Source organism: Nocardia sp. NPDC055165, from assembly GCF_053606985.1.
The window spans coordinates 22236-36773 of the sequence record NZ_JBSGSS010000023.1; the positions used below are offsets into that span (position 1 = coordinate 22236).

A 14538-nucleotide genomic window follows, 5' to 3' on the forward strand; every position below is an offset into this window, starting at 1 on the left:
CGTACCTGTGGGCTCGCGATCGAACCTGAACCACCGTGCGGCAGCCGTCGGTTTTACTTGTTGTCGTCGTTCGGACGGAACGCGGTGGTCGCATCGGCCGCCGGGTCGGCGGTCTGCTCGCCACCGAACGGCTGCGGCTGACCGGGCGACGACGGCTGTGCGCCACCGTAGGTCGGCGCACCGAACGGCTGGCCCTGCTGCTGCCCGCCGAACGTCTGCGTCGCGCTCTCGTCGGGACGCGGCTGTGCCTGCGGCGCCGCACCATACGGCGAGGGCTGCTGCTGCGCCTGCGGGGCACCGTACTGCTGGCCGTACGGCGACTGCTGTGCCGGCTGACCGTAGGACTGCTGGCCCGGCTGGCCGTAGGCCGGCTGCTGCGCCTGCGGCACCGACGGCTGGCTCTGCTGGCCGTACGGCGACGGCGACTGCGTCGGGTACTGCCCACCGGTCTGGGCCTGGCCGTAACCGGTCTGCCCGTAGGGCTGCTGGCCGGTGCTCTGGCCGTAGCCCTGCTGGCCGTAACCCTGCTGGGCGTACTGGCCGTACTGGTTCTGCTGCTGTTGCGGCTGGGCCGGTTTCGGCGCCGGCACCTTGATGATGCCGAGCCCGAACAGCAATGCCAGCACCAGCAGCACGGCGACGATGAACGAGAACGCGGCCACCGCGAACGCGCCCCACTGCAGTTCCATGCCCTCGCCCACGCTGATCAGCGAGACCACGACGCCGAGGAACGAGGCCACGGCCAGTGCCGCGGCGACGCCGAGAACGTTCTGCTTGGGTAGCAATGACAGCCCGGCCAGCAAGGCGGCGGCCAGGATCAGCGTCGCGAGGGCGCCGCTGCTCGACTCGAACATGCTGCCGGTGGTGGTCTCACGCAGCGCGGTGAAGCCGACATACGGCGCGAAGCCGAGGAGGAAGGTGACGACGCCGAGTCCGGCGGCGGCCGCGGTCAGGATGAACGGCAGTCCTTTGCCATCCGAACCGGTCGCGGTCGATGGCGAAGCCGCGGCGGCTCCGGTACTCGGGCCCTGAGGCGCGGCGGGTGTCGCGGGTGTGTTGTACCCGGAGCCCCCGGTCGGGTATGACATGTCTCGTCGTCTCCTTGTCGAGTCGTGCGCATCGGTCGCGTCGAACTGACTGGTGCCTGATCCGATACCTGACGCTACTGCACGCCACGGCCCCGGTCATCACCTACCGATGCAGGCTGTGGATAAACCACCGCCTGTGGATGAATCGACGAAGGCCGCCCAGGTTAAACCTGAAGGCGGCCTTCGACAGTGTGAGATTTCAGATCACGCAGAAGCGATGGACGCCTTCTCCAGGATCTCGCGAGCGAGCGCGGCGGTGGCGGACGGCGTCTTGCCGACCTTCACGCCTGCGGCCTCGAGCGCTTCCTGCTTGGCCTGCGCGGTGCCGCCACCACTGGAGACGATGGCGCCTGCGTGGCCCATGGTCTTACCCTCGGGCGCGGTGAAACCGGCGACGTAGCCGACGACCGGCTTGGTCACGTTGGCCTTGATGTACGCGGCCGCGCGTTCCTCGGCGTCGCCACCGATCTCGCCGATCATGACGATGATCTTGGTCTCGGGGTCCTTCTCGAACGCCTCGATGGCGTCGATGTGGGTGGTGCCGATGACCGGGTCGCCGCCGATGCCGATCGCGGTCGAGAAACCGAAATCACGCAGCTCGTACATCATCTGGTAGGTCAGGGTGCCCGACTTCGACACCAGGCCGATCGGGCCCTTGCCGGTGATGTTGTTCGGGGTGATGCCGACCAGCGCCTCGCCGGGAGTGATGATGCCGGGGCAGTTCGGGCCGATGATGCGGGTCTTCTCGCCCTTTTCGACGTTGTAGGCCCACGCGAAGGCGGAGTCCTGCACCGGGATGCCCTCGGTGATGACCACGAGCAGCGGGATCTCCGCGTCGATGGCCTCGATGATGGCGTCCTTGGAGAAGGCGGGCGGCACGAACGCGATGGAGGTGTCGGCGCCGGTCTTCTCGATCGCCTCGGCGACGGAGGCGAACACGGGCAGCTCGATCTCGTTGCCGTCTTTGTCGGTGTGCTTGACCGTGGTGCCGGCCTTGCGCGCGTTCACGCCGCCGACGACGTTGGTGCCCGCCTTCAGCATCAGCGCGGTGTGCTTGGTGCCCTCGCCGCCGGTGATGCCCTGGACGATGACCTTGTTGTCCTTGTTCAGGAAGATGGACATGTTCGCTGTTCCTTACTTGGCGCTGAAGGCGAGTTCGGCGGCCTTGTCGGCGCCCTCGTCCATGGTCTGGGCCAGCGTCACCAGCGGGTGGTTGGCCTCGGCGAGGATGCGGCGACCCTCTACGACGTTGTTGCCGTCCAGACGAACGACCAGCGGCTTGGTGGCCGCGTCACCGAGCACCTCGAGGGCGCCCACGATGCCGTTGGCGACCGCGTCACAGGCGGTGATGCCACCGAAGACGTTGACGAACACGCTCTTGACCTGCGCGTCGCCCAGGATGACGTCCAGGCCCGCGGCCATCACGGAAGCCGAAGCGCCGCCGCCGATGTCGAGGAAGTTGGCCGGCTTCACGCCGCCGTGGTTCTCACCGGCGTACGCGACGACGTCCAGGGTGGACATGACCAGACCGGCGCCGTTGCCGATGATGCCGACCTCACCGTCGAGCTTGACGTAGTTGAGGTCGTTTTCCTTGGCCTTGAGCTCGAGCGGGTCGGTCGCGTCGACGTCGGCGAACTCGAGGTGGTCGGGATGCCGGTACTCGGCGTTCTCGTCCAGGGTGACCTTGCCGTCGAGGGCGAGGATCTCGTCGTTGGGAGTGCGCACCAGCGGGTTGACCTCGACCAGGGTGGTGTCCTCGTTGACGAAGACCTCCCACAGCTTCTGGATGGTCACGGCTGCGGCGTCGAGCACGTCGGCGGGCAGGTGGCCCTTCTCCGCGATCTCACGGGCGAAGGCCAGGTCGACACCCTTGACGGCGTCGACGGCGATCTTGGCCAGGCGCTCGGGAGTCTTCTCCGCGACCTCTTCGATCTCCATGCCGCCCTCGACCGAACACATGGCCAGGTAGGTGCGGTTGGAGCGGTCGAGCAGGAAGGAGATGTAGTACTCCTCCGCGATGTCCTTGGCCTCGGCGACCAGGAGCTTCTTGACGATGTGGCCCTTGATGTCGAGGCCGAGGATGTTCTGCGCGTGCGTGAACGCGTCTTCCGGGGTGGCCGCGTACTTGACGCCGCCAGCCTTGCCGCGGCCGCCCACCTTGACCTGCGCCTTGACCATCACGGGCTTGCCGATTTCCTCGGCAATGGCGCGTGCTTCTTCGGCCGTGTCGCAAACACGACCCTCGGACGAAGGCACTCCGTGCTTAACGAAGAGCTCCTTCGCCTGATATTCGAAGAGATCCATGTACTCACCGTCTCGTCTGCGTTGCTATGACAACGTCTTTGTTGGCGGCCCGACGTCGGTAGCGGGTCGGATCGGACTGTAGCTAGTCACGGGGAGGGGTAAACGACCACGTTCATAGTAAGTGGCGCAGGTCACGACCCATAACGGGAGCCCCGGAAAACCGCTGGCCAAGGCTACTGGCGAGTAGTTTTTGGATGTTTCACAACGCCTTGGCAGGTCGGGCCGCCTAAAACCGGAACCCCCCGGCATCTACTACGTTATGTCGTCGACAGACCTCACCCGGGATGCCGGAAAACGGTGAGATATTCCATGGCGTTACGGTGACGAATGTCACACACGCGTGTAGGTTTTCAACCAGCGCTTGCCACTCTGCAATCGCTTCGTTACCGTCAATGCGGTCGAAGTCACAACCAGGTCACGACAACCAGGTCACGACTGGCAAGTCAGGACTGAGGAGGACGACAAGCTTGAGGTACTTCAGTACTCGCTTGGAACAGCTGGCGAATCGGCCCGGCCGATGAACCACCGCTCCACCCTTCCAGTCGAAAATCGCACCAACTCCGGCCACCGTTACCGGTACGCCGACGAATACACGTCGCATCCGCAGGCCCGCCGGGCTCCCGCCGCCGCATGGCCGCAGACCGACGACGCGTGGCGCGACCAGAACTCGTGGTCCGACGACGCGGCATGGACGCCCGCCGAGGACGAATGGACCGCGGACGAGTCCTATGACACCGGCACGTACGGCACCGACTGGGCGCCCGCGGCCGAAGAGACCACCGCGGAAGAATCCCCCGCGCCGCGCCGCGCCGAACGCCGTGGTGGCGCACACCGCGTCCCCGCACCGCCCGCCGCGCTGAAGGGCCGCGCCGCGGTCATCGCCGTCGCCGCCGGTGCGGTTGTCGCCGCAGGTCAGGCGGCCATGGCCGATCCGGGCCAGCCCGCGCACGGTATCGATTACGAGGCAGCGGGTCAGGTCCACGAGATCGCCGCCCAGTCCATGAGCACGGCTGACGTCGGCGACCCGGGCACCGGCGCGGCACCCCAGGTACTCGACGCCACCACCATCGCCGACAAGAACCACTTCGACGACATCCTGGCCAAGGGCGCCAAGTTCGCCGAAGACCTCGCCGCCCAGGAATCCGCCAAGCTGCGGCCCCTGTTCACCAAGTTCGCCGCGGGCAACTACACCTCCGGTTTCGGCGCCCGCTGGGGCGTCCAGCACCTCGGCATCGACGTCGCGGGACCGATCGGCACCCCGATCTACGCGGTCGCCGACGGCACCATCATCGAAGCGGGCCCGGCGTCCGGTTTCGGCATGTGGGTCCGTGTCCTGCACGACGACGGCACCGTCACCATCTACGGCCACATCGACACCGCCACGGTCTCGCAGGGCGAGCGCGTGATGGCGGGCGACCAGATCGCCACGATGGGCAACCGCGGATTCTCCACCGGCCCGCACTGCCACTTCGAGGTCTGGCTCAACGGCACCGACAAGATCGATCCGGTCCCGTGGCTGGCCACCCGCGGCATCAGCCTCGGCGCCCAGCGCGATTAGTGATCACCGGCAAGAACAGTTCCGCCTTCCCATGAATTCAGGCCGGGCGTAAGTACTAGTCAGCTTGCTGTGACTGCCGTCGGGATGCTGACGCGTGCGTTCGCCGTGGTCGGTGAGTGACCGATGATCGGTTGTTCGCCCGGCTGTTGCGTAATCGAGGCAGCTTGTGGACGGTCTTGTTGCGTGACCAGCAGCACGCTTCCCCTGAGCAGGTGGCGGGGTTAGCGTTTCGGCTATGGCTGGTACGACGAAGTACACGCAGTTCATCGGGCTCGCACCGGAATTGGTGTGGGGGGTGCTCGGGGATCTCGAGCAGTGGCCGGAGTGGAACCCCGGGGTGCGGTCGGTGCGGATGCACGGGCCGGTTGCCGTCGGCGCCACCGGCGACTATCTCCCCGATGGCAAGGTCTCCGCGCGAATTCACGGGCGGTTCGCGGAACCGTTCACTGTCACCGTGTTCGAACCGAATCGTGAGCTCGGCATCGAGCAGCCCGAACCCGCGGGCACCATGCACCTCACCTGGCGGTTGACTCCGCGCGACGGCGGCACCGAGATCACCCAGGAACTGCGGTTCACCGGCCCTTCCGCCGCCGCGGCGCGCACCATAGTCCGTCCGTTCATCGAAACCGATGCGCGCGTGAACTTCTCGCGGCTGGCCCGGCTGGCCGGACTGGCTCCCGTCGACGACGCGCTGAATGTCGTCATCGCCGGTGGCACCGGCGCGCTCGGTCTCCAGATCGCCGCCGATCTGACCTGCCGCGGACAACGTGTCACCCTGCTGACCCGCCGCCGCAACCCGGATCTGCCGTTCCGCCAGACCGAGTGGGACGGCCGCTCGGTCGGCTCCTGGTCCGCCGAACTGCGCGAACCAGGGCGCCTCGCGGTGATCAACCTCGCCGGGAAACTGGTCGACTGCAGGCCGACCGAACGCAATGTCGCCGAATTGCGCTCCAGCCGAGTCGATTCCACCACTGCTCTCGTCGCCGCGGCCCGCCTGCGCGACACCCCCGTCGACTACTGGGTCCAGGCGAGCACTACGGCCATCTGGTCCGACGCGGGCGAAACCCGGTGCACCGAAACAACTCCCCTGCCCGTCGGCCTCCCACAGATGACCGGCGTCGCCCAGCCATGGGAGGAGGCGTTCGACCCCGCTCGCGCCGACCACTGGACGATCCTGCGCACCTCCATCGTCCTCGACCCCGACGCCCCCGCCCTCAAACGCCTGGGCCAGCTCACCAAGGCAGGCCTCGGCGGCCGCGTAGGCCCCGGCGATCAGTGGTTCAGCTGGATCCACATCGAGGACTGGCTGGCCATCGTCCGCGCTTCCCTCGGCCTCGACCCCTCCGTCACCCTCCCCGACGGCATCCTCGTGGCCGCCACCGAATTCCCGGTCCGCAACACCGAACTCATGGCCACCCTCCGCCGAATCCTGCACCGCCCCCCATCACCCCCCACGCCGAAGGCCGCGCTCACCGTCGGCGCCGTCTTCCTCCGCACCGACCCAGCACTCGGCCTCACCGGCCGCCACGCCACCTCCGAAGTCCTCCACAAGGCCGGCTTCGACTTCCGCTACCCCACCCTCGACGAGGCCCTGACAGACCTGTTGCCCCACTGACCCGACCCCCGCCCACGCTCCGCATGCCGGGAGCGTGGGCGGGAGTCCACCATCACAACTTCACAATCGTCCGGCTGAACTGCGGAATCAGCCGAATCTTGCCCGCCGACCCGAAGTCGATGGTCACCGTAGCCAACGGCCCCACCCCATCGGCGGCCACAACCCGCCCCAACCCGTACTTGTCATCGGTAACCCGATCCCCCACGGCAAGAACCAGTTCGGTGTTGTTCCGCTTCACCGCCCCGCCCGGCGCGGGCCGGCGCTCGCCGGATCCACCACGCACACCCGGCCGCTGATCCCAGCCACTCCCACTGGTCCAATCCCGATCGAACCCACTGTCCTCACCCCGGCGCCGCCCGCGCTGCACCGGCGAGACAACCGGCTCCAATCTGCGCCAATCCAGCAGATGCTGCGGGATCTCCTGCAGGAAACGGGATTCCGGGTTCGACACCGGCTGCCCCCAGCCGGACCGCACCACAGCGCGCGAGAGATAGAGCCGCTGGCGAGCCCGCGTGATCCCCACGTAGGCCAGACGACGTTCCTCGGCCAGCTCGTTCGGGTCCCCCAGCGCCCGCATGTGCGGGAATTGCCCGTCCTCCCAGCCGGTCACGAAGACCACCGGGAATTCCAGCCCCTTGGCTGTGTGCAGCGTCATCATGGTGACCACGCCGGTGCCCTCATCGGGGATCTGATCCGTATCGGCGACCAGCGACACCCGCTCGAGGAACGCAGCCAGCGACCCCGGCTCGGGTTCGCCGTCGCCCGCCTCCGGCACCAGCCCTTCCTCACGGGCGGCCTCGGCGTTGTTGAATGCCTCGGAACTGAATTCGCGTGCGACGCTGACCAATTCGTTGAGGTTGTCGAGCCGCGCACCGTCCTGCGGATCGTCGGAGGCTTCCAATTCACCGCGATATCCGGTGCGGTCGAGCACCGCCTCGACGACATTGCCCACATCGGGATAGTCGCTGTCGGCCCGTTTTCCGGCCACCCGGATCTCGTCGAGCAGATCGAGGAATCCCGCGATGGCCCGCTGCGCGCGGGTATTCAGCAGGGCGACTTTGCCTTCGGCGGCATCACGCAGCGCCGCGGCGAAACCGATACCGCGCTGTTCGGCATGCACTGCCACGCACGCCTCCGCACGATCGCCGATCCCGCGACGTGGAGTGTTGAGAACGCGGCGCACACTCACCGCGTCTTCGGGATTCTCCAGCACGCGCAGGTAGGCAACCACGTCGCGCACTTCTTTGCGCTCGTAGAACCGCACACCACCGACGACCTTGTACGGCAGGCCCATGCGGATGAAGATCTCTTCCAGCGCACGCGAATTGTTGTTGGTGCGATAGAACACCGCCACGTCGCCGTAGTTGGCCTCGCCCGTGTCGACGAGCCGATCGATCTCCTTGGCGACGAAGGACGCTTCGTCGTGCTCGTTGTCGGCGACGTAGCCGGTGATCAGTTCACCTTCGCCGGAATCGGTCCACAGTTTCTTCTCGCGCCTGCCCTCGTTGCGCGCGATCACCGCGTTGGCGGCGGACAGAATGTGCTGGGTGGAGCGGTAGTTCTGTTCCAGCAGAATGGTTTCCGCGTCCGGGAAGTCGCGTTCGAATTCCTCGATGTTGCGGATGGTGGCGCCACGGAACGCGTAGATGGACTGATCGGCGTCGCCGACCACGCACAGCTCGCTCGGCTCGACCGCCTGCTCCTGCGCCGTGCTGTGGTGCCCGACCAGCTCACGCACCAGCACATACTGGGCGTGGTTGGTGTCCTGGTACTCGTCGACCAGCACGTGCCGGAACCGGCGCCGGTAGTACTCGGCGACCTGGGGATGGTTCTGCAGCAGGGCCACCGTCTCGCCGATCAGATCGTCGAAGTCCATCGCGTTGGTCGTGCGCAGTCGCCGTTGGTACTCGGCGTAGACCCGGGCGACCAGCGCGGGCAGTTCGGTGTCGTCGGCTTCGGCGTCGGCGGCTGCCTTTTCCGGACCGATCAGTTCGTTCTTCAGATTCGAAATGGCGGTCGACAGCAAACGCGCCGAATACTTCTTCGTATCGATCTCGAAATCGCGACTGATCATCGTCAGCAACCGACGAGAATCGTCGGCGTCGTAGATCGAGAAATTCGAATTCAGGCCGGGCAGCAGGGCCGCCTGCATCCGCAGAATGCGCACACAGCTGGAATGGAAGGTCGACACCCACATGCTGGCCGCCCGCGGACCGACCAGCCCGGCGACCCGTTCCCGCATCTCGGCGGCGGCCTTGTTGGTGAAGGTGATGGCCAGGATCTCCCCGGTGCGGACGCCGCGCGCCGCGAGCAGATAGGCGATCCGGCGGGTGAGCACGGCGGTCTTGCCCGAGCCCGCGCCCGCCACGATCAGCAGTGGGGAGCCCGCGTGCATCACCGCGGCACGCTGGGGCGGGTTGAGCCCGTCGAGCAGACGCTCGATCTCCTCGGCGCGCTGTTGTTCCCGCTCCTGACGACGCTGTGACTGGTCGGCGCTGTTTCTCGCCGCCGCCTGAGCCAGCGCGGACACGCCGGTGCCACCCCCGTCCCGAGGCGCTGGCACGGCACCCTTCGCCGCGGGCGCGGGTTCGCTGGGATCGGTGGCTGAGGCGTGGGGAGCGACCGTGATATCCATCGTGTGTCCACGCTACCGGCGGGCACCGACAAGCCGCGAACTGCCGCTACCACGATGACCGGGCAGCGACAGCCGGGCAAACTTCCGGTGAACCCGGCCAGGTCGACGCGGGCGACGCTTGGTAAACGTTCTCAGCGAATTCACAAACAGAACTGTTTTGCCTACCTAGCGCCCCGTGGCAGACTGAGCCACATGGTCAGCGCTTCTCCGCATGTCCGGGTCGGCAGCCGATCCGATATCGTGGCGGGGAGTACTGATCGCGCACTCCCGGGGGGATCCAGTACTGCCCATCGGGAAAAGTTTCAGGGTGACGGAACAGATCGGGTAACAGGCCGTTCGGTTTGACCGATCCAAGTTCTGACACGAGGAGATGAATGATGAGCACCCCTGCTACGACCACCGGCTCCGATTCGGCCTTGCCGCAGTCCGAAGCTGAGATCGACAAGCTCCGCCTCGAGATCGATCAGCTCGATGCCACGATCCTCGCCGCGATCAAACGCCGCAGCGAGATCTCCCGGATCATCGGCCGCACCCGGATGGCTTCCGGTGGTACGCGCCTGGTCCACAGCCGTGAGATGAAAGTTCTCGAGCGCTTCAGTGAGCTGGGCCAGGAGGGCCACACCCTCGCCATGCTCCTGCTCCGCCTCGGCCGCGGCCGTCTCGGCCGCTAGCCCCCAGACCACAAACCACGCGACGGACCAGCCAGTTCGCCGCTTCCGAAAAGCCGCCCCGGGTGCGACACCATCCCCGGGGCGGTTATTTTTCTGTCCGGCTCAGGTCAGGGCGATGTATTTGGTGTTCAGGTATTCCTCGATGCCCTCGGTGCCGCCCTCGCGACCGAAGCCCGATTCCTTGACGCCGCCGAACGGGGCGGCGGGGTCGGAGATGACGCCGCGGTTCACGCCCACCATGCCGCTCTCCATCGCCTCCGAGATGCGCAGCGCACGGTCGAGATCTCGGGTGAACACGTAGCTGACCAGACCGTATTCGGTGTCGTTCGCGGCGGCGACGCCCTCTTCGTCGGTGTCGAACGCGACGATCGGGGCGACCGGACCGAACACTTCCTCGCGCAGGATGCGGGCGGACGGCGGGACATCGCCCAGGATCGTGGCGGGGTAATACCACCCTGGACCGCCGGGAACCTTGCCGCCGATCAATGCTCGCGCGCCCACGGCGACAGCATCGTCGACCAGGTCGCTCACGATCTCGCGCTGATCCTCGCTCACCAATGGGCCGAGGGTGGTCGCGGCGTCGGTGCCGGGGCCCATCACGACGGTGTCTGCCATCGCGGCGACGAACTTCTCGGTGAACTCGGCGACCACACCGCGCTGGACGTAGAACCGGTTGGCGGCGGTGCAGGCTTCGCCGCCGTTGCGCAGCTTCGCCTGCATCGCACCGGCCACGGCGGCGTCGATATCGGCATCGTCGAACACGACGAACGGCGCGTTGCCGCCCAATTCCATGGACGTGCGCAGCAGCCGGTTCGCGGACGCCGCAACGAGCTTCTTACCGACTTCGGTGGAGCCGGTGAAGGTGAGCTTGCGCAGCCGCGGATCGTCGATCAGCGGGCCCGTGACGGCCCCGGAACGCTGGGTGGTGATCACCGACAGCACCCCGTCGGGCAGGCCTGCCTCGCTACAGAGCTCGGCCAGCGCCAGCATGGTCAGCGGCGTCGCCGAGGCGGGCTTGACGATCATCGTGCAGCCCGCCGCCAGCGCGGGCCCGATCTTGCGGGTGCCCATGGCCAGCGGGAAATTCCACGGTGTGATCGCCAGGCACGGACCCACCGGCTGCTTGGCGACCATGATCCGCCCGGTTCCCGACGGCGCGTTCAGATACCGCCCGTGGATCCGCACGGCCTCTTCGCTGTTCCAGCGGAAGAACTCGGCGCCGTAGCGCACCTCGTTGCGGCTCTCCGACAGTGCCTTGCCCATCTCGAGCGTCATCAGCAGCGCGAATTCCTCCGCTCGCGCGGTGAGCTGCTCGAACACCGTCCGCAGGATCTCGCCCCGCTCCCGCGACGGCGTCGCCGCCCACGCCGGTCCCGCCGCGACAGCCGCGTCCAGCGCCCGCATCGCGTCCTCGGGAGTCGCGTCGGCGACCTGCGCGATCACCGTCCCATCGGCCGGATTGTGTACGTCGAAAGTGCCACCCCCGGTGGCGTCGACGGGCCCGGAGCCGATCCACAAACCCTTGGGTACGAATTCGAGTACATCGCGTTCAGACACTGTCCCGCCTCTCCGAGAATGTAGCGCGTCGTCCGGGAGCTCGACTGGCAGCTCTCGGCCCTGCGTCGCGTGCGCGGCAGTGGGAGGCGGTGGGGCCTCGTGCCCGGCACACTCCCAGACCGTACCGGTGGCTTGTCGGGGTCGTCGACACCCGCGCGCCTGCCCGCCGGTAACGCGGTACCCTCGGCTCGTGAGCAGCAGCGACATCACCGCGTCGGCGGCCTGGCAGGCACTGCACGGCAATCACCGCACCGTTGCGCCGATGCACCTGAGGCAGCTGTTCGCCGATGACCCGGCACGCGGTCGCGAGCTGACGATGCAGGTGGCGGACCTGCACATCGACTACAGCAAACATCGCGTGACCCGCGAAACCCTGCGCCTGCTCGTCGATCTCGCGCGCACGGCGGGTGTGCCGCAACGCCGCGACGCGATGTACGCGGGCCAGCACATCAACACCTCCGAGGATCGCGCGGTCGGCCATATCGCCCTGCGCCTACCGGTCGGCGACCAGCTCTGCATCGACGGCACCGACGCCGATGCCGAGGTGCACGACGTCCTGCGCCGGATGGGCGAATTCGCTGATTCCGTGCGCTCGGGCGCGTGGCGCGGCGCGACCGGCGAACGCATCGAGACCATCGTCAATATCGGCATCGGTGGCTCGGATCTGGGCCCCGACATGGTGTATCGCGCACTGCGCCACTACGTCGACGCGGGCATCGGCGCCCGTTTCGTCTCGAATGTCGACCCCGCCGATCTGGTCGCCAAGCTCACCGGCCTCGACCCGGCCACCACCTTGTTCATTGTCGCGTCCAAGACGTTCTCGACGCTGGAAACCCTCACCAACGCCACCGCCGCGCGCCGCTGGCTGGTCGACGCGCTCGGTGAGGAAGCGGTCGCCAAGCATTTCGTCGCGGTGTCGACGAACGCGGAACGCGTGGCTGCCTTCGGCATCGACACCGCGCACATGTTCGGCTTCTGGGATTGGGTCGGCGGCCGTTACTCGGTGGATTCGGCGATCGGCCTCTCGGTGATGGTGACCATCGGCAAGGAGCAGTTCGCGGAATTCCTCAGCGGAATGCATGCCATAGACAAGCATTTCGCCACCGCGCCGCTGGCGGAGAACGCGCCGGTCCTGCTGGCGATGCTCGGTGTCTGGTACTCGAATTTCTTCGGCGCGGAATCCCGTGTGGTCCTGCCCTATTCGAATGACATGGCCCGATTCCCCGCCTATCTCCAGCAATTGACGATGGAGTCCAACGGCAAGTCGGTCCGCGCCGACGGCACCCCGGTCACCTCGTCGACCGGCGAGATCTTCTGGGGCGAGCCGGGTACCAACGGCCAGCACGCCTTTTACCAGCTCCTCCACCAGGGCACCCGCCTGATCCCCGCCGATTTCCTCGGCTTCGCCAGGTCCACCGACGACCTGCCGACCCGCGACGGCACCGGCAGCATGCAGGACATCCTGATCAGCAACCTGTTCGCGCAGTCGAAGGTGCTGGCGTTCGGCAAGACCGCCGAGGAGATCCGCGCCGAGGGCACCGACCCGGAACTGGTGCCGCACAAGGTGATGCCGGGCAATCGGCCCAGCACCACGATCCTGGCGGCGGAGCTCACGCCGTCGGCGCTGGGTCAGCTGATCGCGCTCTACGAGCACCAGGTGTTCGTCGAGGGCATCATCTGGGGTGTCGACAGTTTCGACCAGTGGGGTGTCGAGCTGGGCAAGCAGCAGGCCCTCGCGCTGATGCCGCTGCTGAGCGGACCGGAAAAGCCGGTGTCGGTGGGTGATTCGTCGACCGACGAGCTCATCGAGTGGTATCGGGCGCATCGCCGCTGACCTTGTGCGCGGCACGGGTCGCGGCCTGGATCCGGCCGGTCACGCTGGTAGTGATGATGGTGAGCAGGGTGCCGAGCACCACCAGGTCGAACACGATCTGCACCATCGTGGCGATGCGCGCGGCCTGACCGACGGCGTGCACGTCGCCGAATCCGACGGTGCCGAGGGTGACGAGCGTGTAATACAGTGCGTCGGTACGAGTTTCGAGCCCGGCGAACTGATCCGGATGAAGCTGCTGCAAGCGGTAGTAGAACAGGGCGAACACCACGCCGACGATGCATACGAGCAGCAGCAATCCGTCGACCTGTGCTCCCGCGGCGGTCGGCTCCCGCAGATAGTTGTCGATCCGCCGCCAGACCAGCCAGCCCAGCCCCGCGATCCCGCCGGCGAAGAGGACCACCCCTACCAACCGCCCCGGCCACGCGTCGAGCTCGAACATCCAGCCCACCGGCACGCTGTAGTACAACAGCACCGCGCACAACGCCGCCGCGCCGTTGCGCATCGCATGCCCGGGGAACCGCCGACCTCGCGTCATCACTCCATGATTGCCCCGAAGCCGCCGATTTCCGTGCCACACGCGCCGTTCGACACGAATCAGGTCACGCGATAGCCGTCCCCCACCGCGGTCAACACGTGGTCAGCGCGGTTCCTGCTCGCCGCGATGAGATCGGCGTTGCGCAGATCGCTCCCCAGCACCTTCTCCTGCGCCTGGTCCGGTGTTCGCCCGCCCGCGGTGTGCCGGTCCATGAGTCGTTCGGTGAGCACCTGCCGCGGCGCGTCCAGGTACCAGCACGCGTCGAGCAGCCCGCGGACATCCGCCCAACCCGGTGCCTCGGTCTCGGTCAGCAGCAGATAGTTGCCCTCGACGACGACCACCCGCTCGTCACGCACGACAACACCGCCATCGGTCGGCTCGTCGATCGCGCGATCGAACAGCGGCCACGGCACCGGCGCTCCGACCGGCGCTTCCCGCAGCAACCGCAGATCCGCGACGAACCCGCCCGCATCGAAGGTATCCGGCTCACCCTTGCGCGCCAGGGCGTTCCGCGCCCGCAACACCTCGTTTCGCAGGTGATAGCCATCCATCGGCGCCACCGCCGCGGGCCGCCCCGACCGGCACAGCTCGACGCGAAGCCGCTGCGCCAGTGTCGATTTCCCGGCTCCCGGCGGCCCGGTGATCCCCAGCAGAAACCGCTCATGGCGCACCGGGACCCGTTGCGCTAGTTCGCCCACCGACAGCACCTCGTTCGCCCAGGTCACGGGCCCACCCTACGCA

Annotated in this window: 11 protein-coding genes; 4 read left to right on the forward strand and 7 right to left on the reverse strand. The window is 67.2% G+C overall.

Annotation, left to right across the window (positions count from 1 at the left end; genetic code table 11):
* Positions 1-53: 53 nt before the first annotated feature.
* From ACWFRF_RS32365 to sucC, 3 genes are all read right to left on the reverse strand, one after another.
* Entirely contained in the window at positions 54-1088 is a 1035-nt protein-coding gene (locus tag ACWFRF_RS32365) for a DUF5336 domain-containing protein (protein WP_378993276.1), read from the reverse strand.
* A 204-nt stretch (positions 1089-1292) separates the two neighbouring features.
* Positions 1293-2210 (reverse strand): succinate--CoA ligase subunit alpha, encoded by a 918-nt coding sequence (gene sucD, locus ACWFRF_RS32370; protein WP_378635903.1) that lies wholly within the window; start codon positions 2208-2210, stop codon positions 1293-1295.
* A 12-nt stretch (positions 2211-2222) separates the two neighbouring features.
* The gene (sucC, locus tag ACWFRF_RS32375; protein ID WP_358109230.1) at positions 2223-3392 is read right to left on the reverse strand and encodes an ADP-forming succinate--CoA ligase subunit beta; all 1170 of its coding nucleotides are present in this window, start codon (positions 3390-3392) and stop codon (positions 2223-2225) included.
* A 517-nt stretch (positions 3393-3909) separates the two neighbouring features.
* Between sucC and ACWFRF_RS32380 the strand changes: the two genes are divergently transcribed.
* Complete coding sequence (locus tag ACWFRF_RS32380; protein WP_378993280.1) at positions 3910-4950, forward strand: M23 family metallopeptidase; 1041 nt, start codon at positions 3910-3912, stop codon at positions 4948-4950.
* A 235-nt stretch (positions 4951-5185) separates the two neighbouring features.
* A complete protein-coding gene (locus ACWFRF_RS32385) occupies positions 5186-6565 on the forward strand; it encodes a DUF1731 domain-containing protein (RefSeq protein ID WP_452453902.1) in 1380 nt (459 codons plus the stop codon).
* Positions 6566-6617: 52 nt separating this feature from the next.
* Here ACWFRF_RS32385 and ACWFRF_RS32390 read toward each other — a convergent pair whose 3' ends face one another.
* Positions 6618-9200 carry a UvrD-helicase domain-containing protein gene (locus tag ACWFRF_RS32390; RefSeq protein WP_452453904.1) on the reverse strand — a complete coding sequence of 861 codons (2583 nt, stop codon included), beginning with the start codon at positions 9198-9200 and terminating at the stop codon, positions 6618-6620.
* Between the two features lie 377 nt (positions 9201-9577).
* Here ACWFRF_RS32390 and ACWFRF_RS32395 point away from each other — a divergent pair, with 377 nt between their 5' ends.
* Entirely contained in the window at positions 9578-9871 is a 294-nt protein-coding gene (locus tag ACWFRF_RS32395) for a chorismate mutase (RefSeq protein ID WP_056816138.1), read from the forward strand.
* A 102-nt stretch (positions 9872-9973) separates the two neighbouring features.
* On the opposite strand, the gene ACWFRF_RS32400 is transcribed toward ACWFRF_RS32395, so the two are convergent.
* Positions 9974-11428, reverse strand: coding sequence for an NAD-dependent succinate-semialdehyde dehydrogenase (locus ACWFRF_RS32400; RefSeq protein WP_378993284.1), 1455 nt, complete (start codon positions 11426-11428; stop codon positions 9974-9976).
* A 190-nt stretch (positions 11429-11618) separates the two neighbouring features.
* Between ACWFRF_RS32400 and pgi the strand changes: the two genes are divergently transcribed.
* Positions 11619-13262, forward strand: a complete 1644-nt coding sequence (pgi, locus tag ACWFRF_RS32405; protein WP_452453907.1) for a glucose-6-phosphate isomerase — start codon at positions 11619-11621, stop codon at positions 13260-13262.
* Here pgi and ACWFRF_RS32410 read toward each other — a convergent pair.
* Together ACWFRF_RS32410 and ACWFRF_RS32415 are read right to left on the reverse strand one after the other, a co-directional pair.
* Complete coding sequence (locus ACWFRF_RS32410; protein ID WP_378993286.1) at positions 13231-13797, reverse strand: potassium channel family protein; 567 nt, start codon at positions 13795-13797, stop codon at positions 13231-13233. The two genes, pgi and ACWFRF_RS32410, sit on opposite strands and share 32 nt — an antisense overlap.
* Positions 13798-13856: 59 nt before the next feature.
* Entirely contained in the window at positions 13857-14522 is a 666-nt protein-coding gene (locus tag ACWFRF_RS32415) for a nucleoside/nucleotide kinase family protein (RefSeq protein ID WP_452453909.1), read from the reverse strand.
* Positions 14523-14538: the final 16 nt, after the last annotated feature.

Excerpts from the sequence above, each read along its gene's own strand:
- ACWFRF_RS32365 (WP_378993276.1), bottom strand. The coding sequence starts at position 1,088 with ATGTCATACCCGACCGGGGGCTCCGGGTACAACACACCCGCGACACCC.
- sucD (WP_378635903.1), bottom strand. The coding sequence starts at position 2,210 with ATGTCCATCTTCCTGAACAAGGACAACAAGGTCATCGTCCAGGGCATC.
- sucC (WP_358109230.1), bottom strand. The coding sequence starts at position 3,392 with ATGGATCTCTTCGAATATCAGGCGAAGGAGCTCTTCGTTAAGCACGGA.
- ACWFRF_RS32380 (WP_378993280.1), top strand. The coding sequence starts at position 3,910 with ATGAACCACCGCTCCACCCTTCCAGTCGAAAATCGCACCAACTCCGGC.
- ACWFRF_RS32385 (WP_452453902.1), top strand. The coding sequence starts at position 5,186 with ATGGCTGGTACGACGAAGTACACGCAGTTCATCGGGCTCGCACCGGAA.
- ACWFRF_RS32390 (WP_452453904.1), bottom strand. The coding sequence starts at position 9,200 with ATGGATATCACGGTCGCTCCCCACGCCTCAGCCACCGATCCCAGCGAA.
- ACWFRF_RS32395 (WP_056816138.1), top strand. The coding sequence starts at position 9,578 with ATGAGCACCCCTGCTACGACCACCGGCTCCGATTCGGCCTTGCCGCAG.
- ACWFRF_RS32410 (WP_378993286.1), bottom strand. The coding sequence starts at position 13,797 with ATGACGCGAGGTCGGCGGTTCCCCGGGCATGCGATGCGCAACGGCGCG.